Source organism: Fodinicurvata fenggangensis DSM 21160 (assembly GCF_000686045.1).
Lineage (GTDB): Bacteria > Pseudomonadota > Alphaproteobacteria > Kiloniellales > DSM-21159 > Fodinicurvata > Fodinicurvata fenggangensis.
On sequence record NZ_JMLV01000018.1, the window covers coordinates 15,717 to 38,879 of the forward strand.

Here is a 23,163-nt window from a genome sequence, read left to right on the forward strand (position 1 = left end):
GCCATGGCGTATGCAACCGACTCCGCGACCCTGGAGGTGGCCGGACAGCGCCTGTCCCTGGACATGCGTTCCGACGATGCGCTGACCCGCGCCGTCCTGATCTCGCTGTTCACCTGGCGCCGTGCCCGGCCGGACGACCGCCTGCCCGACGACCGGCGGCACGGCTGGTGGGGCGACACCTACGCCACGGTGAACGGCGATCGCATCGGCAGCCGCCTGTGGCTGTTGACGCGCGAGAAGCTGACGCAGGAGACCATCAACCGCGCACAGGAGTACGCCGAGGAGGCGCTGGCCTGGATGCGCGAGGACGGCGTGGCAGCCCGCATCTCGGTGCAGGTGGACCGTCGCGGGCTGGACCGCCTGGACCTGCTGGTCCGGATCTGGCGCCGCGAAGGCGACCGGCAGCCGGTGGAGCTGCGCTTCGACAACTTCTGGCAGGAGATGCTGAATGCCTGAGACAGGCTTTGACCGGCCCGGCCTGACGGACCTGATCGAGCAGGTGCGCGCCGACATCCTGGCCCGCAGCGGGCAGGACGAGACCCTGCGCCGCTCGGACCTGGAGGTGCAGGCCCGCGTCCAGGCCGGTGGTCTGCATGGTCTCTATGGCTACCTGGACTGGCTGGCGCGCCAGATGCTGCCCGACACGGCCGAGGCGGAGATCCTGGACCGCCATGCTTCCTGGTGGGGCGTGGCGCGCAAGGGCGCGACCCGAGCGGAGGGGCGCGCATCCTTCTCCACCAATGCCGGGGCGGAGATCCTGGAGGGCACGGTACTGCAGCGCGAGGGCAGCGACTTCGACTTCGTCACCACCGAGTCCGCCACGGCCACGGGCAGCGAGACCGAGGTGGCGATCGAGGCCGAGGAGGCCGGACCGGACGGCAATTTGCCGGAGGGCGCGGTGCTGTCCCTGGTCTCTTCGATCCCGGGTGTGGGCGCCACCGCCACTGTGATCGAGCTGACCGGCGGCGCCGATGTCGAGAGCGACAGCGACCTGCGCGGGCGCCTGCACGACCGCATCCGTCGGCCGCCGGCCGGCGGCGCGAAACATGACTATGTGGCCTGGGCCCTGGAACAGCCGGGCGTCACGCGCGCCTGGTGCTATCCGCTGCAGCTGGGCGTGGGCACCGTCGGCGTGACCTTCGTCATGGACGAGCGCGAGGACATCATCCCGACGCCGGCCGATGTGGACGCGGTGCAGTCGGCCCTGGACCTGCTGCGCCCGGTCACCGGCGACCTAACCGTCTATGCCCCGCAGCCGGAGGAGGTCGAACTGACCATCCAGGTCAACCCCGATACGCCGGAGGTGCGCGCCGCGATCGAGGAGGCGGTGCGCGACTTCATCTTCCGGGAGGCCGAGCCCGGTGGCACGCTCTATCTCTCGCGCCTGCGCGAGGCCATCAGCCTGGCCGCCGGAGAACGTCGGCACGACCTGATCAACCCCGCCGCGGATATCTCGGTGGATGAGCAGCATATCTCGATCTTCGGCACCATCACCTGGGAGAGCCCGTGATGCCGCTGCAGGATCTGGACCGCGACGATTATTACCGGCAGCTGCTGCAGCTGCGCCCGCCGGGCCCGGCCTGGCCGGCGGAGGATCCCCTGCTGGAGGCCATCGCCGAGGGACTGGCGACTGTCCATGCGCGCACGGCGGACTTGATGGACGAGGCCGATCCGCGCGCCACGCTGGAGATGCTGCCAGCATGGGAACGAAACGCCGGCCTGCCCGACGATTGCACAGGCCCGGCGGAGGGCCTGGTCGCTCGACGCGAACGTCTGGTCCAACAGCTAACCGAACAGGCCGGGCAGAGCCGGGCCTTCTTCATCGAGCTGGCGGAGACTCTGGGCTACCCGGATGCAACCATCACCGAGTTCCGGCCCTTCAACTGCCAGTCGGATTGCGACGACAGTCTGGACCCCGACCCCTGGCGCCATGCCTGGCGCCTGAACCTGCAGCAATCGGAAAATATCCATGACTTTACAGCGACGTCCGGTTGTGACGAGGCGCTGCGTGTCTGGGGCAACGAGGTTCTGGAATGCATCGTCCGGCGGCTGAAGCCGGCCCACACCAATGTTCTCTTTGCCTATGGAGTGAGTGAATGAAACGCATCGACACAGCCAATGTCGAGCCGGATAAGTTCGGGTCCGGCAAGAACGGTTTCCGCAACGGGGATCCCCTGGCGGGAACGCCGGCGACGAGTCTCTCCGCTTCGTTCTTCGACAGCATTCAGGAAGAGGTCTGCCGGCCTGTGGAGAGAGCCGGGATCTCGCTGGATGGTGAGGTCTATGAGCAGTTGACGGCTGCCATCCTCCGCCTCGCCGGCACCCAGGCGACGGCGCTGTCGTCCAACACCACTCTGGGCCTTGGCCATGCCGGCCTGGTCCTGGTGGACGCGAGCGGCGGCAACGTGACGCTGACGCTTCCCCCGGCCGATACTTTAGCCGGCCTGCGCTACACGATCCTGCGCACCGACGACAGCGGCAACAGTGTCTCGATCGAACCCGACAGCGGGGCCGGTGATGCCGTCGCCGGCGGCACCAGCCTGACCGTCGCTTCGGGACAGACCGTCATCCTGAACTCCGACGGCACGAGTGGCTGGCGGAAGGTGATGGATCTCAGCGATTATCTTAGATCATCTCAACTAACGGGATCTCTCAATCTGAGCGACCCACTTGGTGAAAGGGTCAGCTCAGAGATCGCCGCGGTAAATATGATTAAAGGTCTTGGGATTGGCGTTGATGATACAGAATCATTGGCCAGCACTCCTGCAGACTGGCGAGGTGTGCGAAGTGGCTTTTATAGATCTGGCGGTGGAGACACTGGACCATATTCATCGGTCGGCTCATTTATCTTAGTCCGCGGTTACACAAATGGTGAGAATGAAGGAGAACAATGGCAATTATATAATAATCGTTCGACAAATAGGTTTTTCTTTAGAGGATACGATATCGCTTTGAAGCAGTGGCTTCCTCCAGTAGAAGCCTTTACTGAAAAAAATATCGTCGGTGGAGTTTCGCAACAAAACGGCCTGCCAACGGGCGCCGTGATCGAAGAAGGCGACAACGCCAATGGACGATACGTCAGATTCGCTGATGGTACTCAGTTCTGCTATGGCGAAATTACTTTAATCTATCAGGGTGATAACTGGAGATTATACGAGGACTGGACTTATCCGGCGGTCTTCGCGGGCGATACTGCGCGCCCAATCGCTTCAACAGGTGACGGCGGGTCGGTTACGCCAGCTCTGCGAGATCTTACACACACACGTGTGTTGAACGTCACTGACACGGATTGCCGTGTCATCCAATACACCAATACAGATAACTTCGCCTCAGGCGATACGATCCAATGCGGCCTGATCGCGAGCGGGAGGTGGTTCTGATGCACCTGATATTTTTGCCTCAACGCGCGGACAGGGAAGTTACCTATGCGCGCGACGGAGACACTTTCCTAATCGACGGCGAGGCGATTGACCTGTCCGGAGACTGGGCGATCCTGGAGCCGGATGTGGAGGGCGAACCGCTGGAGCCGAGCGGCAACCTGCTGGCCGGGCGCCGCGAGAACGGCGAGATCACGCTCACGGTAAGGGCGCCGCACAAGCCCCAGGCGGAGGAGTCCGATCGCTATCCCGTCCCGATCAATCTGGCTGACGACGAGAGCATAACGCTGAGCGGCATTCCGCCGGAGCCGGAGCCGCCCGAAGATCCCGAAGGTACGGAAGAGGAGCCGGCGGAATGAAGAAAGTCAGCACCGCAGACTATGAGCAGAGGCGTTTCGAGCAGGTCAGGACCATGAAGCTGGCGCAGATCCGGGCGGCCTGTGACCGCGCCTGCGCCGGCCTGAAGGCGCCCTACAGCGCCACCGAGATGCAGACCTGGGAACGCCAGGAGCGGCAGGCGCGGGCCTTCATCGACGACAGCAATGCGGACACGCCGCTGCTGGACGAGCTGGCGACCAAGCGCGGCCTGAGCCGGCAGGAGATGGCGGACAAGATCATCGCCAAGGCCAATGCTTTCGAGACCGCGGCGGCGGAGGCCATCGGCACGCAGCAGGCCCTGGAGGATCAGGTGGATGCGGCCACGACGGTCGCCGAGATCGAGGGCATCACCTGGCCGGAATCAGGAGGAAGCTGATCAAATTGACCGGCGCCTAATACGTTAGTCCATCCGGGTCAGTGGGACCGATCTGGTCGATCCGGATCCAGCCATCTCGCCCGCCGGCCTTGTCGATGCCGACCTGCATGTAATCGCCTTTGCGCTGGAACTCCACCAGCTTGCGTCCGATGGCGATCACGAACTTAACCTCAGCGTCGGCGCTGGGCCCTTCACGCACTTCGGCCTGAAGGGTGTCGACATAGTGGAAATCGCCGGGCGCGGCCGAAGCCGAAGCGGCGAACAGACAGACGAGCAGTACAGTCAGGATGCGCATGGGCTTGCTCCCTTCACACGCAGGGTCAATGGGACATTCAACCCTGCATCAAGCGCCAGGACGATGACCACTATAAATCGTGCCTGCAAGGCATTGGGCTGACCTTCACCTGAACAATCTGAAAGCGGAGGCGATCGCATGCACTTGATCTGGTGGCTGTTTCTCATGGCCTTGGGGCGTCTGCCCGAGCCGGACCGTCGGCGTTTCGAGCATGGTTTCGGCTGGTGGGCACCGGCCATGCGCCCGCACTGGCGCCGGTTGTGGCGAAACCTCTGCAGCTTTTGGCGGCCAAGGGCCTGGGCGGACCTTTTCCATTCCATCGAGAATATTCCGACGGAATGGGCCAGGCAGGATCCGCAGCGGGCGCAGAAGTATTACCGCAGCGTGGTGCACTACCTGCTGATCGCCCTGATTGTCGTGGGCTTCGTTTGAACCGACAGGGGACGCTCGCGTTTCCAGGCCGCCGGGGGGCGGCTTTCTTTGTGTCTGCAGCTAGGGGGCTGGATGGAGACCTATCAGTTCTGGGGGCTTTTGCTCTCTGCCGTCGCAGTCTGTGTGTCCATGGCCGGTTTGGGAATCGCCTTGCTGCGGATCCTGCACAATCAGAACCGGCGCATCGACGACCTGCGCGAGCGGGCCCACGAGCAGACCGACGCGATCTACGCCAAGATCAACAAGAATCGCGAGGTCGCGGAGCAGCGCTTCGCCACCAAAGACAGCGTCCGTGAGGGCATCGAGGGGCTGTCAAAGCAGCTCGACAAGATGGACCGGCGGATCGAGCAGATCTGGCACTACGAACAGGAACGCGACCGCGACCGGCGCCTGGCCTCGGACGGTGCCGGCAACCGCTAAAGGAGAAAACCATGAGTGAAGTCATCGCCGTCAGCCAGGGCCTGAATCTGCTCTGGCTTGCTATCGCGCTCGGTCTGCTGTTCGGGACCCTGCGCGCCTTCGACCACTTGCTGGGGATCAATTTCAAGGCGCACATCTATGAAAAAATCGAGAGCGATCCTATTGGCGCTGGCCTTTACTTTGGTATGCGCTTCCTTGCCATCGGCATCGTGGTCGCAGCCGCTCTACAAAACTGACTACGACTCGCAGATCCAGCGCACCGTCGATCGCTACTGGCCGGCCTGGCCATTCTGGCGCAGCTGGAAGGCGCAGCTTTATCAGGAATCCTTGCTGGATCCCGAGGCTGTCAGCCCTGTCGGCGCAAGGGGTCTGGCGCAATTCATGCCGGGGACCTGGCAAGAAGTGGCGGCCGAGCTGGGCTATGGCAATGTGAGCCCGCACATGGCGGGCCCGGCGATCGAAGCCGGGGCCTACTACATGGCGAAGCTGCGCAAGATCTGGTCCAGCCCGCGGCCGGAGGAGGCACGGCACAAGCTGGCGCAAGCCAGCTACAACGCCGGTGCCGGGAACATCATCAAGGCGCAACGGCTGTGCGACGGGGCGCTGCTATGGCAGCGGATCCGCTACTGCCTGCCCCAGGTCACCGGGCACCACAGCCAGGAGACCATCACATACGTCCGGCGCATCGAGCGCTGGTGGCGGATGCTGGAGGGGCGGCGATGATGACAAAGGTCAAGGCGCTCCTCGTTGAGGATATTGATGCAGTCCGAGTAACGCCAGGCGCTTACGAATTCACAGTGCGTCATGGCGAGGAAGATCCCTGCGGGATGATCTTTAACTGCCCCTGCGGCTGTGGTCGCGAGGGCTATCTTCCCTTCAAGCCAGAGCCGTCACCCTCATGGTTGTGGGACGGAAACCGCGAGGCGCCGACGCTGAGACCGAGTGTGCTGCAGATCGGTGGTTGCCGCTGGCACGGCTTCCTGACTGCCGGTGAATGGAGATCCTGCTGATGATCGGGACGATCGCAAGTGTGGCTTGGGGCGCGCTGAAGAGCTGGAAAGTCGCGCTCGGCGTTGCGGCCGCCGTGGTGGTGCTGGGCCTGGGCGGCCTGCTGTGGCTGGAGCGGGCGGAGAACGAGCGCCTGCAGTCGGAGAATGCGACGCTCGAGGAACGCTTGGACACGGCCGTGGAGGCAAACCGGCGCACGGTCGAAGCCTTCGAGGAAGCATCCAGGCGCCATCGGCGGACGCAGGAGATCCTGGCGCAGGAGCGCGACGAGCTGGCCGAAAGGCTGCGCAGCCTGTCGAGGATCCGTGAGGAGATAGGGAATGCGAGCAGTGAAGAAGACGATGCGCCTGCCGGTCCTGCTATCCGCAGTGCTCTTGACGGGCTGCGCGAGCGAGCGCGTGGTGACGGAGATCCGGACTGAAAAGCAGGAGGTGCCGGAGAGCCTGCTGACCTGTCAGCCCAGCCCGGTCCCGCCCGAGGGCGACAGCCAGCGCCAGGTGGCGTACTTCATCATCGATCTCTACGAGGCGGGGGAGGACTGCCGGGCGAAGCTGGGGGCGGTGCGCAAGGTGGTGCGGGAGGAGCAGGATTAGACCCTCCGTTTCTGCCCTCTGTCTTTTAGTGACCCATCCGGTGGCGAATGCTTTGCCCGAGGGATGAGTTCATGCAACCCAGTGCGCCCCCTCAATATAAATGCCAGTCCCAAAGCTTCCCTCTCTGGTCTTCAGCACATCCTCAAGGTTTTCTTGAACGATAGGGTTGTCCGCATTCGATTGCTCCCAGCGGCGCACCGCGTCTGAGATATCATTGCAGAACTTCCTAAGGTCGATCTGTAAGGTCTGCATCTCTTCGTCCACAAACCCCTTATTATTGTGCACGAAGTTATCGGTATTAGGGGGAGAAAAAACATACCTCAGTGGCTTGTTTCGTTGGGTTGTTTGCCCTCGATGAGAGAGGCCGTTGCGCATGTAATATAAATCAGTGCCATCGAGTCCTATATCCCAATCCGGCAAATAAGTCTCTACGAACCGCTGAAATACGCGTTCGCCGCGATTCTCTCCCTTCGTTGAAAATAGATCTGACTGCTCACATCTGCCGCACACCTCCGGCAGTGTAACCGTAGCAGCAAGAGCCGCATAAGAGGCGCCAGCATCAAGAGCCCGTTGTATATCTTGCAGTATCATTTCCATCGACGAGACCTCCATCTGCACCTGCCAAGTCCAACTTTGGTCCAGGAAAGCAAGTTGTTCAATTCCGTATTAGTAGCACCCACGCCACCTTCCATGAAGACGAGAACGATGAACAATTGACTGACGTTTCTTTTCAGTTGCATCGGCCGACCTGGTCGGCAGAGTCCATAACCGCATGCCGGTGAGCCTGCACCCGGACCAGGAGGCGCCCTGGCTGGCGCTGAAGAAGACCAACCTCGGGAGGAGGACTGGGGCGCGTGAGCAGCTGGTATTGGGGGAGTGAGCGTGGCCCGTTGCCAGGCCTTCTCGTTACCACTTCGTTACCAGAGATGGTGGGCGCGGCTGGGATTGAACCAGCGACCCCTACGATGTCAACGCAAGGGTCAGCTTGCAAGCCGGCTAAGCTCTGTGTGTAGCGCTCCCGTGTTCAATTGAACACGAATCCGTGAACGAGGCGGGAACAAATGGGCGAAAATGGCCCAAATCGGTTTTGCGATATCGTTGTATATCAAGACCTTGGGCGGGCTATCGCTACAATGGCATTGTAGAGGTCAGGGGTTCGATTCCCCTCGGCTCCACCATTTTTTATCAATAAAATCAAATCACTGAAACGCAACCCCCCTGTTTTAGGGCAGTTTGCGCCAATCCCTGTGGCGCCTGGACTCGTTTCGCCTATGCCCCCGGATGAGACTGTCCAATTCTGATACACCTTGCGCCCGTCACCTGGGGGCAATGGCCGCCAGCCATACTGAACGCTTCGGCGAGAAGCTCTTGACTCCTGGGTGTACATGAATGTTCTCTATTTGTTCTCACTCAGGGAACAGAGCATCATGCGCAAACCGGAGACCATCGAGCGGCTTTACCTGGATTTCGACGGCTTCTTTGCCGCCGTCGAGCAGCAGGCGGACAGGCATCTGCGCGGCCGGCCCGTGGGCATCGTTCCCTTCGATGGCACTGACCGGACGACGGTGATCGCCTGCTCACGGGAAGCCAAGGCGCAGGGCGTCAAGAACGTCATGCCGGTGCGCGAGGCCCGGCGGCAATGCCCCGGCCTGGTGCTGGTGCCGCAGAAACCGGACCTCTATCGCCGGGCGCACAATGCCCTGCTCTCGGAAATCGAGACCGTCATTCCCATCGATGCGGCGAAGTCCATCGACGAGTTGACCTGCCGCCTCGATCCGAGTGACCGGCAGGATCCGGCGGATCTGGCACGCTGGATCAAGGCCGCGATCCGGGACAACATCGGGCCCTGGATCACCTGTTCCATCGGCTTTGCCGCCAATCGGCAGCTGGCGAAGATCGCCTGTAAGGAAGGCAAGCACGGCAATGGACGTTATGGTGACGGGCTTGCCATCTGGGAACCGGATACCATGCCGGACCCGTTGTTTTCCGTGCCGCTGGACGACATTCCGGGCGTTGGCAGCAACATGAGGGCGCGTCTTCAGCGGGCGAACGTCTTTACCACGGAAGAGCTCTACGCCCTGCAGCCCAAGCAGATGCGCAAGCTGTGGGGCAATGTGACCGGCGAGCGCCTGTGGTACGCGCTGCACGGCTATGACATCCAGGCCCAGCCGGCCGCGCGCGGCATGTTCGGCCACGGCCGCGTCCTGCCGCCGGAGTCGCGCACGATTGCGGCCGCGCGGGAGATTTCCCGCCTGCTGCTGACCAAGGCGGCACGCCGCCTGCGGCGCGAAAACTACTATGCCGGCGGGCTCTGGCTCTGGCTGTCGACCCGCAGCGGCACCTGGCTCGGCAAGACAGAGCTGCCCATCGTGCGCGATGACCAGGCGATTCTCTCCGCGCTTTCCGGCCTCTGGGTCCAGGTGGGAAAGGCCTATCCCCGCGGCGTCATGATCTTCCGCGTGGGCGTGACCCTCTATGACCTCTCGCCCGCGGGGGAGCGTCAGCTCGACCTGCTGCTGCGCGACGACAGGGTCCGCCAGCGCTGGGAGCACATCAGCCAGGCCATCGATGAACTCAACGCGCGCTATGCCGGCACGGTGGTCAGCCTGGGCCACTGGAACCCGCCCAAGGGCGGCCACGTGGGGGGCAAGATCAGCTATACGCGCGTGCCCTCGGCGGAGGACTTCTGGTGAGCGGCTGGAAAGAGAACATCCGTGTCGGTGACCTGGCCGACGAACAGAAGCTGGAGGCACGCTGCCGCAAATGCGGGCATAGCCATTACCTGACGCGTGCGCTCATCTGTGTGTCGCCGGAGCGGGAATTCCTGTCCATCGCCGAGCTGGAGCAGGAGACGCTGTGCAAGGCCCGCGGCTGCCGCGGCCGGGTGCGGCTGTCCCTGGTGCGCCAGGACGACCTGAGCGGCTTCGTCGGGGGCTTGGCGTGATCCCTGGACCCTTATGACGGCGGTGCAGTCATTCTGGACTGCAGGCAAGGCTTGGCTGGTGTTTGCCCTGCGTTAGACTGTTGAAGTCTTACTGAACAGGGGGTTCCATGAAAGTCGTGAGAGCGTGTTTGCTGGCCGCGCCGGTTCTTCTGGCGGGTCCTGTGGCTCAGGCCGGGGCGTTGTCGATCCATGATGCCGAGGAGGCCGGCTTCGAGCCGGATCAACAGCAGCACTACCAGATGATCGGGGCGGAGGACGGTTGGAGCGGCCGCTGGGCCGGAGAGAGCGTGGAGCTATATGAGTACGCGGACGCCGCTTCCGTGAATGCGGCCGTCTTCGAGTCAGCCGTGGCGCCGGGTAATCCCTCCGGCTGGGTGGCGCTCTGCGAGGTCGGGAACCTGCTGATGCTCAGCAAAGGCGAAGAGGCCTGTGCCGCGCTGGAGGCGCTGTCCCGATAGGTCCGCTCGTCCCGAATTGCCTGTTTCCCTTAGCCGGCATCGTGCTTATACCTTGTGAGAATTGAAATTTTGCAAGGGAGGAGCGGCCAAGATGGCGGCCGTGGAGATGGACCAGACGGAGTCCCAGGAAGGGAGCGGTCCCGCCAGGACCGAAAGCCTGGCCGAGCGCGCCTATCGCCTGCTGGAGGAACAGATCGTCACATTGCAGCTGCAGCCCGGGCAGGTCGTTTCGGAAACGGAACTGAGCCAGTCCCTGGGCGTTTCGCGCACGCCGCTGCGTCAGGCCCTGCAGCGGCTGGCCAGCGACAACCTGGTGGTGATGATGCCGCGCCGCGGCCTGTTCATCAGCGAAATCCACCTGGGCGACCACCTGAGCCTGCTGGAAACGCGCCGTGTGCTGGATGGCCTGCTGGTGTCCAGTGCCGCCAGGCGTGTCCTGCCGCGCCACAGCCGGGCGATGCAGGACTGTGCCGAGGCCATGCGCCGGGCCGCGCGCGCGGAGGACACGGAGGCCTTCATGCGCGCGGACAAGCACTTCGACGGCCTGCTGATCGAGGCCGCGCGCAATCGCTTCGCCGCGGCTGCGGCCACCCCTCTACATGTCCATTGCCGTCGCTTCTGGTACCTGCATCGTGTGGACAGCCACCTTCAGCAGGCGGCCAGGCTGCACTGTGCGCTGATCGAGGCTGTTGCGGCGGGGCAAGCGGCGGCGGCCGAAGCGGCCAGCCACGCCCTGATCGACTATCTGCTGGAACTGTCCCAGCAGGCTCTGGGCGTGGAGCAGGCGTAAACCGTACCCCCAGTGGCTGTGGTGCTTTCCACTTGATTTGATTGTATACAATCGCTACCCCTAGAGAACTTCATACAGGGAGGAGACACGCATGAATAGCGACTGGACCGGTGTTTTTCCGGCCGTGACGACAAAGTTCCATGCCGACGAAAGCCTCGACATGGGGGAGATGGAGAAGAACTTCCGCGCTCAGGTGGATGCCGGGGTGGACGGCCTGATCGTCTGTGGCTCGCTGGGCGAGGCGAGCACGCTGGAGCCCGACGAGAAGCTGGAGATCGCGGCCCTGGCCCAGAAGGTCAGCGGCGGCCGGGTGCCGGTCCTGCTGACCGTTTCCGAACGGCGCACGCGCACGGCCTGTGACGTGGCGGCCCGGGCCGAGGCCCAGGGGATCGACGGACTGATGGTCCTGCCGGGCATGCAGTACGTTTCGGACGCTCGCGAGACGCTGGCCCACCTGCGGGCCGTGGCGGACGCCTCGAAACTGCCCATCATGGTCTACAACAATCCCGTCGCCTACAAGGTGGATGTCAGCGTGGAGATGTTCGCGGAACTGGCCGAGAACGAGCGCTTCGTCGCCATCAAGGAATCCTCCGACGACGTGCGCCGGGTGACGCGCATCATCAACGCCATGGGCGATCGCTACCGCATCTTCTGCGGGGTCGACAACCTGGCGCTGGAAGCCCTGATGATGGGTGCGGATGGTTGGGTCGCCGGCCTGGTGGATGCCTTCCCCGCGGAAACGGTGGCCATCTATCAGCTCTTCAAGGCCGGGCGCATCGAGGAGGCGCGCGAGATCTATCGCTGGTTCGTGCCATTGCTGGAATTGGATGTCTCGACCAAGCTGGTCCAGAACATCAAGCTGGCCGAGACCAAGGTCGGCCTGGGCACCGAGCATGTGCGCGCACCGCGCCTGCCGCTGGTTGGCGAGGAACGGGCCCATGTGGAGGCCGTGATCGATGCCGCGCTGAAACGGCGCCCGAGCCTGCCGAAGCTGGCGGCGTAACTTTCGGAATCCGGGAAATCGGGGGGATCAGGCGGACGCCGAGGCGGCGGCCTGTTCCTTCTGTTCCTTGAGGATCTGCGAGCGGCGCTTCTTCTGGCTGTCGCTCTTCAACTGGCCACAGGCGGCGAAGATGTCGCGGCCGCGCGGCATGCGGATCGGCGCGGAATAGCCGAGTTCGGCCATGCGGTCGGAAAAGGCCTCGATGGCTTCCCACGACGAGCACTCGTAGGACGTGCCCGGCCAGGGATTGAAGGGGATCAGGTTAATCTTGGCCGGAATGTCCTTCAGGATCTCGGCCAGGCGCTCGGCTTCTTCCAGGGAATCGTTCACGCCGTCGATCATCACGTATTCGAAGGTGATGCGCCGGGCGTTGTGAACGCCGGGATAATTGCGGCAGGCGTCCAGCAGGTCCTTTAGCGGATATTTCTTGTTGAGCGGGACCAGTTCGTTGCGTGTCTCGTCGTCGGTGGCATGCAATGAGACCGCCAGGTTGACCCCGATCTCCTCGCCGCAGCGCTGCATCATCGGCACGACGCCCGAGGTGGACAGCGTGATGCGCCGGCGCGAGAAGGCCAGCCCATGGGAATCGGTGGCGATCTTCAGGGCCGTGGCCACGTTGTCGTAGTTATACAGCGGTTCGCCCATGCCCATCATGACGATGTTGGTCAGGCGGCGGCCTTCCTTGGGCGAGGGCCACTCGTCCAGGGTGTCGCGGGCCAGCATGATCTGTCCCAGGACTTCGCCGGCGCTGAGATTGCGCACCAGGCGCTGGGTGCCGGTGTGGCAGAAGCTGCAGGTCAGCGTGCAGCCCACCTGGCTGGAAACGCAGAGCGTGCCGCGGTCCTCTTCGGGGATGAAGACCATCTCGGCCTCGTTGCCGTCGGCAAAGCGCAACAGCCACTTCTGCGTGCCGTCGCTGGAGACCTGATGCGATGTTACGGCGGGGCGGCCCACCGTCATGCGTTGCGCCAGCTTCTCGCGGAAGGTCTTGGACAGCGAAGACATCTGAGCGAAGTCCGTGGCCCCGCGATGGTAGAGCCAATGCCAAAGCTGCTTGGCCCGGAACTTCGGCTCGTCCAGTTCGACAACAGCTGCCTCCAGCTGATCGTAGGGCAGGCCGATCAACTCGCGTGGCACCGCGTTCAGGTCGGAGCCCTCCTGTCGGGCCTCAGCCGCCTGGTTTCGCGCAGGGGACCGGGAGGCCCCTTCGCTTGGGGCAGCTGTTTCAGGCTGTGTGTTCATGGGCCCTACCTACGCTTCCGCTGGCCCGCATTCAAGGCCTACCGGCTGCAGGGCAGCTGTCAGGAGTCCGGGCAGCTGTTCTGCATGGCCTGGTACGAGGCGGTAAATCCGCGCAGGGAGTAGGTGTCCGTGGTCTCTGTGCCGCGATTCGAGGTGCCCTTGACGACCATTTCCAGCCCGCTCTTCATGGACTCGATCATCTCGGCGTCCGCGTCGGGCTCGTTGGGCAGCCAGGCGGCATCGTCCTGGGTGAAGAAGCGGAACTGCTCGCTGCCGTCCAGGGTGACCTCGACGGCGCTGTCCTCCTCGAAGGTATAGCCGGCAATGAAGGAGACCTCCGGATCGCGGTTGTCGGCGGGCCTGAGCGTTACGATAGCAAAGGCATTGCCGCGCCGCGTGTAGTTGCCTTCCGAATTCGTCGGCACGCTGGCAACGAAGCAAACCGGATTGCCGTTCTCCGTCGTGGAATAGGCCGACCAGTCCCGATAATCCCCGATTCGCTTGACCGACTGGGCAGCGGCACCGGTCGCAAGGCTGGCTGTGGCCAGGGCCAGTACGGCTAGGGTGAGTATGCTGTTCCGTAGTCTCGCAGTAATCATCATGATGCCTGTTCCGGTCTATCGGCCTTCATATACCAGGACACTTCTCACCCAAGGTTTGGATGCTTCGGCGCGCGAGCGCAAGCCCTTTCGGTGTTCTGCCAAAATGAAGCCAAATTTCAACCAGCCTGCAAGCCTTCTTGCCTAAAATGCCGTCCAAGTTCGATTCTCCGGCTTTTCGGCCGGGAACGAAAAATCTTCAACTTCGGTGCTGCCGCAACTGATCCAGGCCCGTCGCCCGGGCGTAGAAACCAGCATGGAAGCGAGCCTCGATATACTGGATCGGCCGAAAGAGCGCGTGCGGGACGGGGGCAAGCCGGCGGTTGCGGCGGCGGCTGGAATAGATTTTCATGGCAGCATGACCCTTGCCGATCCCTCTGCCGAAATGCGCCGCGACCACCATGCCGCCCTGATTCGGGCGGTTGCCGGGCATGGTGACCGGACGGCATTCGCAGAGCTGTTCGATCACTTTGCGCCGCGCGTGAAATCCTACCTGATCCGGTTGGGTGCCAATGACGGCTTGGCGGAGGAACTGGTCCAGGAAGTCATGATCATGATCTGGCGCAAGGCGGCAAGCTTCGACCCCGCCCAGGCCAGCGTGAGCACCTGGGTCTTCACCATCGCACGAAACAAGCGGATCGATTCGCTGAGGCGCGATCGGCGCGGAGAACTGGACAGCGAGGATCCGGCCCTGCACCCGGAAGCGGAGCCGTCCGCCGACATCAGGGTCGAGGCACGCGAGGACAGCGAACGCATTCGGGCCGCCCTGGATCAATTGCCGCCCGAACAGGCGGCCTTGATCCGCATGGCCTATTTCGAGGACAAGGCCCACGGCGCCATCGCACTGGAAAGCGAGTTGCCGCTGGGAACGGTGAAATCACGCCTGCGCCTGGCCCTTGGACGGCTGCGCAAGGCCCTGAAGGAGGATCACATAGAGTGACGTTGCCGGTTCATCATGCACCGGAAGAGCTGCTGTTCGATTATGCGCGTGGCGCGCTCAATGCGCCTGCGTCTCTGATGATCGAAACGCACCTGGCCCTGGACCCGGAAAGCCGCAGTCATGTGGAAGACTATGACTGTATCGGCGGCCTGTTGCTGGAAGACCTGGAGCCGGAACCCGTGAGTTCGGACTGTTTCCAGCATCTCCTGGCGCGACTGGAGCGCGAGAGCGAAGAGTCTCAACAGGAGCAATCAAGTGACACGCCGGCTGACAGCGCGGGGGATCGCGAAGCGGACAGCCCGCTGCCAAGGCCCTTGCGACGCTACATAGGCAGCGACCTGGACAGCCTGTCCTGGCGGCGCGTGATCAACGGCCTGGAAGAGGCCGACCTGGACGCCGGCGAAGATGACGGCAAGCAATGGCGCCTACGGCTGATGTGGATCGCACCCGATACCAAGATGCCCCGGCATACCCACAAGGGGACCGAATACACCCTTGTGCTGCAGGGCGCCTATCGGGATGAAAACGGCCGCTATGGCCGCGGTGACATCCAGGTGGCCGATGCGGAGATCGATCATCGGCCCGTGTCCGAGCCGGGCGATCCCTGTCTCTGCCTGGTGCTGACCGATGCCCCCTTGCAGTTGACCGGGGCGTTCGGGCGCTTCCTGAACCCCTTCATCCGCTACTGAATCCGCCTGCGTCCGGACAGGCCGGATGGAAACGCCCGGCTTAGAAAAGGCGGCTGCCGGTAATGAGTTCTTCACTTCCTGGCAGCTAGCATTCCCGCAATGACGTTGCGCTATTACCTTGCCCTCTTGAGCCTGCCGGTCCTGGACCTGCTGTTGTCCGTGACCTTCGTGCTGCTGGCCGGCATGCCGGGCGCCCTGCTTTACCGCCTGCCCGAGGTCCTGGTCTTTCTGGTGGTCCTGAACCTGCTGGGTGGTTGGTGGATTCATCGCCCGATCGGTGCCTTCCTGGCCGGGCAGGGACGGGCGGACGAAGCCCTGTCGGCCCTGGCGCATTTGCCCAGCCGGGCGACGCGCTGGGCACTGGCCGTGACGGCCCTGTTTTCCATCAGCGCCTTCTTGGTGACCCCCGTCCTGGTGCACGACGCCAGCCTGAGCGGCGAAATGCTGCTGTTGCTGCTCTCCCGTGCCGTTACCTGGTGTGTCCTGCTGCCCTATACGGCCTATTTCCTGCTGCAGGACTACGTGCGGCGCCTGCGCCGTCATTTCTTCCGGGATTATGGCCTTGCCGCCGCACCGGGCCAGGCAACCCTGGGCGGCAAGATGATCCTGATCGCCGCCGTGGGAATCCTGGTGCCGATCCTTTCGCTTTCGGTCAACCTGTTGTTCCTGCCCGATGTTTCGCCCCTGACGGGCCAACCGCGCGAGACCATCATGGCTGTCACCCTGCTGGGCTCGGCCGTGGCCTTCACCATCGCGCTGCGGGCCATCCTCTTGTCCGTGCACCAGAGTCTGGGCAGCCTGAGAGAAGGCATGGAGCGGATTCAGGCTGGCGATTTCGAGAAGCGCATTCCCATAGAAAGCGATGACGAACTGGGCCAGCTGGCCGACAGTCTCAACGCTCTCGCCGGGACGCTGAAGGAAAGCCGGGAGGAGGCGGAACAGCAGCAGGAACAGCGCGAGAAGGCGGATCGTCTGTTCCACGAGGCCCAGAAGCGCGATGCCGTTGGGCGCATGGCGGCCGGCATCGCCCACGACTTCAACAACATACTGGGCGTGATCCTGGGGTATGGCGATCTGTTGAAGGACAGCCTCTCCCGGGACGAGGCCAACAGGAGCAATGTGGACGCCATCCTGAAGGCGGCCGAGAAGGGCCAGACCCTGATCGGGCGGATCATGACCTTCACCCGTAGCGGCAATTCTGCGCACCAGGTTCTGGACCTGCGCGCGGTGGCCAGCGAGACGGTGGAGTGGCTGCGCGTGACCCTGGCCCCGGCGGAGCTGGAACTGAAGACGGCTGATCATCCGCTGCCGGTCGAGGGGGATGCCATCGAGCTGCACCAGGTTCTGGCCAATCTCTGCGTCAATGCGGCCCAGGCCATCAAGGGACAACCGGGACGCATCAACCTCGACGTGGCAGAAGTTCGCATCGACGGTGGCCGTGCCGAGGGACTCAGGGACTACGGTTCGGCCGAGGAGCCGACGCGCCTGGTTCAGGGCGGGCAGGCAGGCGAAGCGCATCGCACCTGGATCGGTCTGCTCGCCTCGGGCCCGCATGCACGCCTGCGGGTGACCGATCAGGGCACGGGCATGGACGAGGAAACCTTGAGGCAGATCTTCGAGCCCTACTTCACCACCAAGCAGGTGGGGGAAGGAACCGGACTTGGTCTGGCGGCCCTGCTGGGCATCATCCTGGACCACCAGGGGGCCGTTACAGTGAGCACCCAGCCGAACCACGGCACCACCTTCGAGATCTACCTGCCCTTGTCGGAGCTCTGCAACACGGTTGCGGAACCGGAGGCGAAGCGGGTGCCCGCCGGCTAGTCGGAGTCGGCAGGGTTCTTCACTTTACTGCGAATCTTCTGGGCCCCGTGGACATGCGCTTCCAGCGGGTCGGGGCGTGCCAGGCTGCTGGCCGGGCGTGGCGGGAAACGGCCCAGGCTGCGTACCCGGTCATACATCACCAGGGCCCCGGCCAGGCCGACGTTGATGCAGAAGCGGGTCGGGATCTTGACGATCACGTCGCAGCGTTCCTGCATCCCCGGCGACAGGCTTCCGCGTTCCGGGCCCAGGATATAGGCAGCTGCCGTGGGGTGCTGGAAACTGGGCAGATCGATGGCGTCGTCGGTCAGCTCTATCCCCACCAGGCGGCAGTGGCGCGGCAGGGTGAGGGATTCGGTATCCGGGAAGTGATAGACGGGCAGGTGTTCCGTTGCCGCCGAGGTATCGGACAGGCGGACCTCCCGCTGCTTGAGGTTGGCGGCAACGGTGAAGAAGAAACTGGCGTCAAAGGCATGGGCCGAGCGTTGCAGGCTGCCGAGGTTCATGGACTTGCTGATACGTTCGACACCGATTCCGAAATATCCTCGCATGGGGCTGGAACTTGCACAGTCGGGCGGCCTTCGGCAAGGTCCATTTCTCCTGCGGGCCCCGGTTTTCTCCCGTCCCGATTCCTCGAAGCGAAGCAAAAGGAACAGCCTATCCATGTCCTCTGCCGACTCACAGACCGCTGCCGCCTCTGCCAACCCCGTGCTGGTCGAGGTCAAGCGCGGCGACCTGGTGGAAAGTCGTCACCGTGCCGCGCTCGCCGTGGTGGATGCCGCCGGCAAGGTCCTGCTGTCCGCCGGGGACATCGAGCGCCAGGTCTATCCACGCTCGGCCATCAAGCAGCTCCAGGCGCTGGCGCTGTTGGAAAGCGGGGCGGCGGACGCCTTCGGCTGCAGCGATGAAGAGATCGCACTGGCCTGTGCCAGCCACAACGGCGAGCCGCGCCATGTGGAGGTGGCGGATGCCTGGCTGAAACGCATCGGCCTGTCTGCAGCCGACCTGGAATGCGGTGCGCACAAGCCGATGGGTGTGGAGGCAACGGAGGCCCTGTTGCGCGCCGATGGCACGCCAACGGCACTTCACAACAACTGTTCGGGCAAGCATGCCGGATATCTGACCACTGCCCTGCACCTGGGGGCGCCGACCCGGGGCTATATCCGGATCGAGCATCCCGTGCAGCAGCGCATCCTGGGCATCCTGGAGATGATGAGCGGTTGCGAACTGCGCGATGCGCCGCGTGGCATCGACGGCTGCGGCATCCCGCAGATCGCCATTCCGCTGAGCCACGTGGCGCTGGCCTTTGCCCAGTTCGCCGATCCGGTGGACCAGCCGGAGCAACGCCAGACCGCCTGCGAACGCATCTGTCAGGCTATCGCCGCGCATCCCTTCCTGGTGGCCGGCAGCGGGCGTTTCTGCACGCGTGTCATGGAGGCGACGCAGGGCCGGGTGTTGGTGAAGACCGGAGCGGAAGGCGTCTTTTCCATCATCGTGCCGGAGATGGGCATCGGTGCGGCGCTGAAGGTCGATGACGGCGCCACCCGCGCCGCCGAGGTGCTGGCCGGCCGGGTGCTGGAGAGGTTGAACCTGCTGGACGACGCGGCCCGCGAGTCGCTGTCGGACCTCTTGCTCCAGCCGGTGAAGAACGTCGTAGGCAAGGAGGTCGGACAGATCCGCGTGGCGCAGGACAGCCCCTTCTGAGTCTACCGTGCGGCCGTTTTCAGTAGCGGCCGGATGCGGTCCATGGCTTCAGCGATGCGCTCGGGCGAGCTGGCGAAGCAAAGGCGCACGAAGCCTTCGCCGGAGCTGCCGAAGGCGGCGCCGGGGGCCAGGCCGACGCCGGTTTCCTCGAGCAGTTCCTTGCAGAAGGCCAAGCTGTCGCGCATGCCGTCGATGGCGAAGAAGCTGTAGAAGGCGGCCTGGGGCTGGGCGATGTGCACGCGCTCCAGGTCCGACAGGGCCTGATAGACGATGTCGCCGCCCTGACGGCAGCGCTCCACCATCTCGGCCACGAAATCCTCGCCCTCGTTGATGGCGGTGAGTGCGCCGGCCTGCAGGAAGGTCTGGCCGCCGGAGGTGCTGTATTCGATCAGGCGTCCGAAGATGTCGCCCAGCTCGGCCGGATGAACCAGCCAGCCGATGCGCCAGCCCGTCATGGCCCAGGCCTTGGAGAAGGAATGTATGGCGATGACGGGATCGTCGGCGCGCGCCAGGCTGAGGAACGAGGGCGCCACCGGCCGGTCGTAGGTGAAGCGGTGGTAGACCTCGTCCGCCAGCAGCCAGATACCGTACTCGCGGCAGAGCGAGAGCACCTGCTGCATCTCGTCGCTTTCCATCATCCAGCCGGTCGGGTTGCCCGGCGTGGCGATGAAGAGGGCGCGGGGCCGCTCGTTGTCCAGAATGCGGGCCAGCTTCTGCAGGTTGAGGGCGAAGCCGCCCTCGGGCTTGGCGTCCAGCCCCACTTCCACCGGCTGGCCGCCGGCGACCTTCACGGCCTGGACCACGTTGGGCCAGATGGGGGAGATGATGGCCACCCGATCACCGGGGCGGACCAGCGTCTGCATGCAGAGCATGACCGAGGACATGCCCGAGGCCGTCACGGTGACGTCCTCGGCCGAGAGGGCCGTGCCGAGCAGGCGGTTGTGGTAGCTGGCCAGGCTGTCCCGCAGCTCCGGCACGCCGCGCTTCGGCGTGTAGTAGGTGTTGCCGGCTCTCAACGAGGCAATGGCGGCTTCGCAGATGAAGCCGGGCGTGGGCAGGTCGCCTTCACCGACCCAGAGACCGATCAGGTTCTCGCGTCCGAAACCGGCCTCCCATACCTCCTGGATCAGGGAACCTTCCAGGCTTTCCGCTTCCGGCCGCAAGGGGGCGGTGAAGGCAAAGGACGGTCGACTGCCCGAATCTTCTTCTTCGGACGGGGACAGAGGTCGCAGGGTCATGTTCGGGCTCTCCCAGGGTTTTGTTGGCCAGGGCCGTGAAGCGGGAGTGTCATGGAAGGGACGCTGAAGACGGATATCTTCACAGGCATGTCACAACCCAAGCCATATCAGTTGTCTTATAGTGCAATCGTGTGGAGTTGCAGGGAAGAACGTTATTTCGGTGCTCCCCAAGCTCGATCAGCCCCCGTTTCTTCCCGGTCATGCAGTTGATCCACACGTGCTTTTGCGAACCACACGGTCCGGCCTTGACGCTTCCCATAGCCTTCCCCTGAAGCGGAAAAGCCGGAAACCTGGAACAGGTGGCCAGGTAGGCCACCTGCCTTCTTTCGCCCGTTCCGTGGGGCGTACGAGTTGTCATTCCTGAAGTTCCGACCGGCCACGGTATTCCTCGAGCGCCTCGGGATTGGCGAGCGCCTCGCGGTTCTTGATGTCGCGCCCGTGCACGATGTCGCGCACCGCCAGTTCGACGATCTTGCCCGACTTGGTGCGCGGAATGTCGTCCACCTGCACCACCCGGGCCGGCATGTGGCGCGGACTGGCGCCTTCGCGCACGGTCTTGCGGATGCGGTCGACCAGGGCGTCGTCCAGGTCCACGCCTTGCGAAAGGCGCACGAAGAGGACGACACGGGTGTCGTTGTCCCACTCCTGGCCGATCACCAGGGATTCCAGCACCTCCGGCAGCTTCTCCACCTGGCGGTAGATCTCCGCCGTGCCGATGCGCACGCCACCCGGATTCAGGGTCGCATCCGAACGGCCATAGACGACAATGCCGTCATGCCGGGTCAGCTTGACGAAGTCGCCATGGCACCAGACGCCGGGGAACTGGGCGAAATAGGCCTTGCGATAGCGCTCGCCGTCGGGGTCGTTCCAGAAGTAGATCGGCATGCAGGGGAAGGGTTTCACACAGACCAGCTCACCCTTTTCCTCGACCACCGGCTGGCCCTGCTCGTTCCAGACCTGGACCGCCAGGCCGAAGCCGCGGGTCTGGATCTCGCCGCGCCAGACCGGCTGGGTCGGGTCGCCCAGCACGAAGCAGGACACGATGTCGGTGCCGCCGGAAATGGAGGCCAGGCAGAGGTCGGCCTTTACCTCGTCATAGACGTAGTCGAAACTTTCGGCCACCAGCGGCGAGCCGGTCGAGGCCATCATGCGCAGGGCCGAGAGATCATGGGTCTTGCGCGGTGACAGGCCGGCCTTCTTGAGCGCGTCGATGTACTTGGCCGAGGTTCCGAAGAGCGTGCCCTTTTCGGCCTCCATATAATCGAACAGCACATTGCCGTCCGGGTGGAAGGGCGAGCCGTCATAGAGCAGCAGTGTGGCCTTCGAGGCGAGCGCGCTGACCTGCCAGTTCCACATCATCCAGCCGCAGGTGGTGAAATAGAAGACCCGGTCGTCGGGCTTGATGTCGCTGTGCAGCTGGTGTTCCTTCAGGTGCTGCAGCAGCGTGCCGCCGGCGCCGTGCACGATGCACTTGGGTTTGCCCGTGGTGCCCGAGGAGAACATGATGTAGAGCGGCGCATTGAAGGGCATGCGCTCGTAGGCGATCTCGCCGGCCTCGTAGGGGGCCATGAAATCGTCCAGCCAGCGGCCCTTGTCCAGACCGGTGTTGCCGCCGCTCTCGCCGATCAGGGGGCAGACGACGATGCGCGAGAGGGTCGGAAGCTCGGCGGCGAAGTCGCGCACGCGCTCCAGCACCGGCAGGGTCTTTCCGTTGTAGTAGTAGCCGTCAGGGCAGAAGAGGACCTTGGGCTCGATCTGGCCGAAGCGGTCCAACACGCCCTGGTGCCCGAAGTCCGGCGAGCAGGAGGACCAGACCGCACCCAGGCTGGCCGTGGCCAGCATGGCCAGCACGGTCTCCGGCATGTTGGGCAGGAAGCCGGCCACCCGGTCGCCCGGCCCGACGCCCTCGGCGGCCAGGGCCTGGGACAGGCGCGAGACGATCTCGTGCACTTCGCGGAAGGTCAAGCGGCGCGTGCCGCCCTGTTCCGTGCGGAAGACCATGGCCTCACCGTCGTCGCGCCGGCGCAGCAGGTTTTCCGCGAAGTTCAGCCTGGCATTGGGAAAGAACTCGGCGCCGGGCATCTTGTCGCCGTTGCGCAGGACCGGCTCGCCGGGGCCGTCCCCGATGACCTCGCAGAAGTTCCAGATCGCCAGCCAGAAATCCTCGATGTTTTCGATGGACCAGTCGTAAAGCGCCTTGCTGTCGGCAAGTTCGGGACCGCCGTTGGCGGCCAGATAGGTCAGGAAGGCCTGGATATTGGACTGCCGGACCTGTTCCGGGCTGGGGGTCCAGAGGGGGTTTTCGCTGTCTGCCTGTGCCATCTGTCCTGCGTCTATCAATGCTGTTTGTCCGAATTCAGTGGAAGCGGACTCTAGAGCAGGACGCGGATCAGGGAAAGCCCGAGGCAAAGGATCACGGCGGCGGTCAGCGGACGGCGCAGCGCAATGTACCAGACCGGGGCCTGGCCACGGCGCACGGCCAGGACGTCGCCCTGCAGGATGCCGAAGAAGGAGAGGATCATCAGGATCAATCCGGGCACCGGCGTCATCACCAGGGCGAACCAGCCCAGCAAGGCCGGCACCACGGACCAGCCCAGGCGCTTCCAGGTTAGCGCGTCCCTGTCACTGCCCTCCGTGCCTGTCCCGGCAAGGGCCAGGCCCCAGTGAATGGCGCCCAGGAAGGACAGTATGACAGCCGCATAGGCCATCTGGATGAAGAGCGCATAGTCGTTCCAGCCCATTGGCAGGAACCAGACGGCAAGGCTGCCCGCGACAAAGGGCAGCAGCCCGGCAAAGCCGAGAACCAGGGCAGGGCGCGGAAGCTGGGCGAGGGTCATTGGGCAAGCTTCATGGGAGTTA

General features: G+C 63.9%; 30 protein-coding genes. 22 read left to right on the forward strand and 8 right to left on the reverse strand.

Translation table 11 applies throughout. The features are described 5' to 3' along the window. The first annotated feature begins 3 nt into the window (after positions 1-3). Genes BP38_RS0117200 through BP38_RS21325 form a run of 6 tightly spaced genes read left to right on the forward strand, consistent with a single transcriptional unit; the run spans position 4 to position 4,131 of the window. Positions 4-456, forward strand: coding sequence for a phage GP46 family protein (locus BP38_RS0117200; protein ID WP_211250386.1), 453 nt, complete (start codon positions 4-6; stop codon positions 454-456). Further along, positions 449-1,510 (forward strand): baseplate J/gp47 family protein, encoded by a 1,062-nt coding sequence (locus tag BP38_RS0117205; RefSeq protein ID WP_026988746.1) that lies wholly within the window; start codon positions 449-451, stop codon positions 1,508-1,510. Before BP38_RS0117200 ends, BP38_RS0117205 begins: the two co-directional genes overlap by 8 nt. Next, positions 1,510-2,100 carry a YmfQ family protein gene (locus BP38_RS0117210; RefSeq protein ID WP_035725776.1) on the forward strand — a complete coding sequence of 197 codons (591 nt, stop codon included), beginning with the start codon at positions 1,510-1,512 and terminating at the stop codon, positions 2,098-2,100. The genes BP38_RS0117205 and BP38_RS0117210 overlap by 1 nt, the downstream gene beginning before the upstream one ends. Then, positions 2,097-3,380: a hypothetical protein gene (locus BP38_RS21975; protein ID WP_051609506.1), complete on the forward strand. Its 1,284-nt coding sequence runs from the start codon at positions 2,097-2,099 to the stop codon at positions 3,378-3,380. The genes BP38_RS0117210 and BP38_RS21975 overlap by 4 nt, the downstream gene beginning before the upstream one ends. Next, entirely contained in the window at positions 3,380-3,736 is a 357-nt protein-coding gene (locus BP38_RS0117220) for a hypothetical protein (RefSeq protein WP_155992490.1), read from the forward strand. The genes BP38_RS21975 and BP38_RS0117220 overlap by 1 nt, the downstream gene beginning before the upstream one ends. After that, positions 3,733-4,131 (forward strand): HI_1402-related protein, encoded by a 399-nt coding sequence (locus tag BP38_RS21325; RefSeq protein WP_051609507.1) that lies wholly within the window; start codon positions 3,733-3,735, stop codon positions 4,129-4,131. The genes BP38_RS0117220 and BP38_RS21325 overlap by 4 nt, the downstream gene beginning before the upstream one ends. 16 nt (positions 4,132-4,147) lie before the next feature. Here the strand turns inward: BP38_RS21325 and BP38_RS0117230 are convergent, their stop codons facing one another. Beyond that, entirely contained in the window at positions 4,148-4,426 is a 279-nt protein-coding gene (locus BP38_RS0117230) for an SH3 domain-containing protein (RefSeq protein WP_026988749.1), read from the reverse strand. A 138-nt stretch (positions 4,427-4,564) separates the two neighbouring features. Between BP38_RS0117230 and BP38_RS0117235 the strand changes: the two genes are divergently transcribed. The 7 genes from BP38_RS0117235 to BP38_RS21335 all read left to right on the forward strand — a co-directional run bounded on the left by BP38_RS0117235 (position 4,565) and on the right by BP38_RS21335 (position 6,879). Further along, on the forward strand, positions 4,565-4,858 hold the full coding sequence (locus BP38_RS0117235) for a hypothetical protein (RefSeq protein WP_026988750.1): 294 nt from the start codon (positions 4,565-4,567) through the stop codon (positions 4,856-4,858). 72 nt (positions 4,859-4,930) lie between these two features. Further along, positions 4,931-5,278, forward strand: a complete 348-nt coding sequence (locus BP38_RS0117240; RefSeq protein WP_026988751.1) for a hypothetical protein — start codon at positions 4,931-4,933, stop codon at positions 5,276-5,278. An 11-nt stretch (positions 5,279-5,289) separates the two neighbouring features. Beyond that, positions 5,290-5,514, forward strand: coding sequence for a DUF350 domain-containing protein (locus BP38_RS22760; RefSeq protein WP_026988752.1), 225 nt, complete (start codon positions 5,290-5,292; stop codon positions 5,512-5,514). Continuing rightward, the gene (locus BP38_RS21330; RefSeq protein WP_211250388.1) at positions 5,474-6,001 is read left to right on the forward strand and encodes a transglycosylase SLT domain-containing protein; all 528 of its coding nucleotides are present in this window, start codon (positions 5,474-5,476) and stop codon (positions 5,999-6,001) included. The genes BP38_RS22760 and BP38_RS21330 overlap by 41 nt, the downstream gene beginning before the upstream one ends. Beyond that, a complete protein-coding gene (locus tag BP38_RS22405) occupies positions 5,998-6,288 on the forward strand; it encodes a ubiquitination-like system serine protease family protein (protein WP_081816764.1) in 291 nt (96 codons plus the stop codon). Before BP38_RS21330 ends, BP38_RS22405 begins: the two co-directional genes overlap by 4 nt. Further along, positions 6,288-6,707 carry a hypothetical protein gene (locus BP38_RS0117255; RefSeq protein ID WP_155992491.1) on the forward strand — a complete coding sequence of 140 codons (420 nt, stop codon included), beginning with the start codon at positions 6,288-6,290 and terminating at the stop codon, positions 6,705-6,707. Before BP38_RS22405 ends, BP38_RS0117255 begins: the two co-directional genes overlap by 1 nt. Then, positions 6,688-6,879, forward strand: a complete 192-nt coding sequence (locus tag BP38_RS21335; protein WP_155992492.1) for a hypothetical protein — start codon at positions 6,688-6,690, stop codon at positions 6,877-6,879. Before BP38_RS0117255 ends, BP38_RS21335 begins: the two co-directional genes overlap by 20 nt. Before the next feature lie 69 nt (positions 6,880-6,948). Here the strand turns inward: BP38_RS21335 and BP38_RS0117265 are convergent, their stop codons facing one another. Next, entirely contained in the window at positions 6,949-7,476 is a 528-nt protein-coding gene (locus BP38_RS0117265; protein ID WP_155992493.1) for a hypothetical protein, read from the reverse strand. Positions 7,477-8,306: 830 nt separating this feature from the next. On the opposite strand from BP38_RS0117265, the gene BP38_RS0117280 reads away from it, so the two are divergent. The 5 genes from BP38_RS0117280 to BP38_RS0117300 all read left to right on the forward strand — a co-directional run bounded on the left by BP38_RS0117280 (position 8,307) and on the right by BP38_RS0117300 (position 12,074). Further along, positions 8,307-9,572, forward strand: coding sequence for a Y-family DNA polymerase (locus tag BP38_RS0117280; protein ID WP_026988755.1), 1,266 nt, complete (start codon positions 8,307-8,309; stop codon positions 9,570-9,572). Further along, entirely contained in the window at positions 9,569-9,823 is a 255-nt protein-coding gene (locus BP38_RS0117285) for a hypothetical protein (RefSeq protein WP_035725781.1), read from the forward strand. Before BP38_RS0117280 ends, BP38_RS0117285 begins: the two co-directional genes overlap by 4 nt. A 107-nt stretch (positions 9,824-9,930) precedes the next feature. Beyond that, positions 9,931-10,281, forward strand: coding sequence for a hypothetical protein (locus BP38_RS21340; protein ID WP_155992494.1), 351 nt, complete (start codon positions 9,931-9,933; stop codon positions 10,279-10,281). A 91-nt stretch (positions 10,282-10,372) separates the two neighbouring features. Then, positions 10,373-11,071 carry a GntR family transcriptional regulator gene (locus tag BP38_RS0117295; protein WP_026988758.1) on the forward strand — a complete coding sequence of 233 codons (699 nt, stop codon included), beginning with the start codon at positions 10,373-10,375 and terminating at the stop codon, positions 11,069-11,071. Between the two features lie 91 nt (positions 11,072-11,162). Further along, positions 11,163-12,074 carry a dihydrodipicolinate synthase family protein gene (locus tag BP38_RS0117300; RefSeq protein WP_026988759.1) on the forward strand — a complete coding sequence of 304 codons (912 nt, stop codon included), beginning with the start codon at positions 11,163-11,165 and terminating at the stop codon, positions 12,072-12,074. Between the two features lie 27 nt (positions 12,075-12,101). Here the strand turns inward: BP38_RS0117300 and rlmN are convergent, their stop codons facing one another. Together rlmN and BP38_RS0117310 are read right to left on the reverse strand one after the other, a co-directional pair. After that, positions 12,102-13,316 (reverse strand): dual-specificity RNA methyltransferase RlmN, encoded by a 1,215-nt coding sequence (rlmN, locus tag BP38_RS21345; protein WP_081816765.1) that lies wholly within the window; start codon positions 13,314-13,316, stop codon positions 12,102-12,104. A gap of 59 nt (positions 13,317-13,375) precedes the next feature. Beyond that, on the reverse strand, positions 13,376-13,918 hold the full coding sequence (locus tag BP38_RS0117310; RefSeq protein WP_026988760.1) for an invasion associated locus B family protein: 543 nt from the start codon (positions 13,916-13,918) through the stop codon (positions 13,376-13,378). Between the two features lie 253 nt (positions 13,919-14,171). Between BP38_RS0117310 and BP38_RS0117315 the strand changes: the two genes are divergently transcribed. The 3 genes from BP38_RS0117315 (at position 14,172) to BP38_RS0117325 (ending at position 17,365) form a co-directional block, all read left to right on the forward strand. Then, positions 14,172-14,855: a sigma-70 family RNA polymerase sigma factor gene (locus tag BP38_RS0117315; RefSeq protein WP_245602441.1), complete on the forward strand. Its 684-nt coding sequence runs from the start codon at positions 14,172-14,174 to the stop codon at positions 14,853-14,855. Continuing rightward, positions 14,852-15,544, forward strand: a complete 693-nt coding sequence (locus BP38_RS21350; protein WP_035725783.1) for a ChrR family anti-sigma-E factor — start codon at positions 14,852-14,854, stop codon at positions 15,542-15,544. Before BP38_RS0117315 ends, BP38_RS21350 begins: the two co-directional genes overlap by 4 nt. A 99-nt stretch (positions 15,545-15,643) precedes the next feature. Continuing rightward, positions 15,644-17,365 (forward strand): sensor histidine kinase, encoded by a 1,722-nt coding sequence (locus BP38_RS0117325; protein ID WP_026988762.1) that lies wholly within the window; start codon positions 15,644-15,646, stop codon positions 17,363-17,365. On the opposite strand, the gene BP38_RS21355 is transcribed toward BP38_RS0117325, so the two are convergent. Further along, positions 17,362-17,913: an RNA methyltransferase gene (locus BP38_RS21355; RefSeq protein ID WP_035725786.1), complete on the reverse strand. Its 552-nt coding sequence runs from the start codon at positions 17,911-17,913 to the stop codon at positions 17,362-17,364. The genes BP38_RS0117325 and BP38_RS21355 overlap by 4 nt on opposite strands. A 112-nt stretch (positions 17,914-18,025) precedes the next feature. Here BP38_RS21355 and BP38_RS0117335 point away from each other — a divergent pair, with 112 nt between their 5' ends. Continuing rightward, positions 18,026-19,066 (forward strand): asparaginase, encoded by a 1,041-nt coding sequence (locus BP38_RS0117335; protein ID WP_026988763.1) that lies wholly within the window; start codon positions 18,026-18,028, stop codon positions 19,064-19,066. A 2-nt stretch (positions 19,067-19,068) separates the two neighbouring features. Here the strand turns inward: BP38_RS0117335 and BP38_RS21360 are convergent, their stop codons facing one another. From BP38_RS21360 to BP38_RS0117350, 3 genes are all read right to left on the reverse strand, one after another. Continuing rightward, positions 19,069-20,304, reverse strand: coding sequence for a pyridoxal phosphate-dependent aminotransferase (locus BP38_RS21360; protein ID WP_081816767.1), 1,236 nt, complete (start codon positions 20,302-20,304; stop codon positions 19,069-19,071). A 354-nt stretch (positions 20,305-20,658) separates the two neighbouring features. Beyond that, a complete protein-coding gene (locus BP38_RS0117345; protein ID WP_026988764.1) occupies positions 20,659-22,626 on the reverse strand; it encodes an acetoacetate--CoA ligase in 1,968 nt (655 codons plus the stop codon). A 50-nt stretch (positions 22,627-22,676) separates the two neighbouring features. After that, positions 22,677-23,141 (reverse strand): DUF3429 domain-containing protein, encoded by a 465-nt coding sequence (locus tag BP38_RS0117350; RefSeq protein WP_026988765.1) that lies wholly within the window; start codon positions 23,139-23,141, stop codon positions 22,677-22,679. Positions 23,142-23,163: the final 22 nt, after the last annotated feature.